Genomic DNA, 2,175 nt, shown 5'->3' with positions numbered 1-2,175 from the left:
GTATAAGAGACAGATTAAAATCTTTTTGCTCTACTTTTAATTTTTTATTTCTCAAATAACCTGTTATCATTGGTAAACTCAAATATGGAAAAAGCCTTGCTTCAGTTACTGGAGGGAAAATAATTTTCAAATCCTGAAGTTCCAATAAATCATCTCCCTAAAATAGTAGAAGTGTACAACTGTTATAAACAGCTGCACACTTCTGCTTTTATGGATTAATAATGTTATACTTTATTTCTCTTCTTCTTTTGCTTCTGGAGCTGAAAAACGGAAAGCATGGAATGCGTTACCTACTTCTAACTCTTTCGCTTCAATTACTTCTAAGTTTTCAAGTAATTTTTCATTTTTATTTTCCATGTAAATCACCTCCTTTCAAATTCATTAACCTTCAATGTTTTCTGTCACATTAGTGGCTTTCTTTAAAATTTTTTTATCTAAATATAAGGTAAATAGTACGATGAAATATAAAGCTATACAGACTATAACTAAATATAAGAATCCATCATTAGATATACCACCATTAGTACCGGAAAAATTAACTATATGACTAAAGATACCTGCAGCAAATGCTCCTGTTCCAAATTGGACCATTTGAAATAACCCCATATATACTCCTGTTTCTTCTTTTGGCACTGATAACATTGCGATTTTATTTTGGGATGGCATTGTAATTACTCCTGCCATTCCAAAGAATAAAAACATAAAAATAAACAACAAGATCGAGCTTGAAAATGTCGAGACAGCTAACAATAACATTCCGAATATTGAGAAAAAAACACCTATTAGTATTAATAGACGATTATCCTTTAAATCTGCTAAACGCCCCATATATCCTGAGAGCATTATTGAAATTACAGAATCAATTACTAATATCCATCCAACTTGCTCAGGAGGTATTCCATGATTTTCTCTCATATAAGTTGGTATATATAATGTAATTGCATTTGCAATTAAAAATAATAGAAATACCCTAGTTAATGCGGAAATAAAAATCGGATTATGAATAGCTTTTTTAGGTATTAAAGATGTATCATTTGTACTCTTCCTTTCAAAAAATACAAATAGAAAGATCATTACAATAACAAAAATAGCTGTCAAAAGTTTTAAGTAGATACCAACATTTTCAATAAATAAAATTTGTATTGCTAATACAAGTAAAAGTAAACTTATTGAACTTTTGAAAGGGATTTGAACTTTTTTCACACTCTTTTCAAAATTATCCTTTTTAATAACCCATAATACGAGTAATAATGCAATGATACTAAAACAGCATAATACTCCAAAGATTGCCTGCCATTTAAAGTATCGAACTATGAGACCTCCTAAAGCTGGTCCTACAAATGTTGCAACTGCAAGCACTCCAGAAAACCATCCAAATGCCCAACCAATCTTATCTTCCTCAAAATTTGATCTTATTAATAAAACCTGCGCAGGTACGATCATCGCATCTGCAATAGCTTGTAATGATTGAAATCCCAAAAATAAGTACCAGTTAGTAGTAATCCCGCTTAAAATGGTGGAGAACGTAAAGGTTAATAGGCCTATAATAAGAATCCTTTTTGCTCCAAACATATCAGATATTTTTCCAAAAAGAGGAATCCCTGTTGCGAAAAAAGCAAAGAATAATATATTTCTAATTTGAAGTGTTGAAAAGTTTATATCAAAAGTTTTAGTGATGTCTGGAAAAGCAATAGTTAACATGGATGTGCTCATTACACTTGCAAAAGCACATAATGAAATAGTGAAAATCTTAATTCTATAACTATTCATTAAGGATGTTCTCTCCTTTAGATGCGTTTTGTTTTTTATTTTTCTGAAAATTAATCTCCTCGTGAAATAGATAATAATAGAAAAACAAAATATGTACAACTATTATTTAGTATATTTTTCCTAATGCAAGTTGAGAAACTTTTATTATGGACAAACGGTTCTGTTACAAAGCTTTCTAAATGAAGCTAGCGGAAGCGGAATTGGAACCCAGTTATTTAAAGTACTTGAAATTTGGGCTAAATCTATAGGGGTAATTAGATTAGAATTGACGGTTCTGGTGCAAAGATAAAATAAAAGAGAATATAGCGCATATATTTTTAGCGGATTTGTATTTTATGCTATAAGTCCAAACACTTGGTGGATGAACTCTTTTTGATTTTGGACAGACTGATTGATATTATCCCC

Annotated in this window: 2 protein-coding genes; both read right to left on the bottom strand. The window is 30.4% G+C overall.

The genetic code is table 11. The features are described 5' to 3' along the window. Window positions 1–231 precede the first annotated feature (231 nt). Window positions 232–357, bottom strand: coding sequence for a hypothetical protein (locus JDS96_RS32940; RefSeq protein WP_274605980.1), 126 nt, complete (start codon window positions 355–357; stop codon window positions 232–234). A 24-nt stretch (window positions 358–381) separates the two neighbouring features. Beyond that, a complete protein-coding gene (locus JDS96_RS30260) occupies window positions 382–1,770 on the bottom strand; it encodes an MFS transporter (RefSeq protein ID WP_199669066.1) in 1,389 nt (462 codons plus the stop codon). Window positions 1,771–2,175 lie beyond the last annotated feature (405 nt).

Source organism: Bacillus cereus group sp. N21, assembly GCF_016483395.1.
Classification (GTDB): Bacteria; Bacillota; Bacilli; order Bacillales; family Bacillaceae_G; genus Bacillus_A; species Bacillus_A pseudomycoides.
This window is presented reverse-complemented; position numbering and strand designations above follow the sequence as displayed.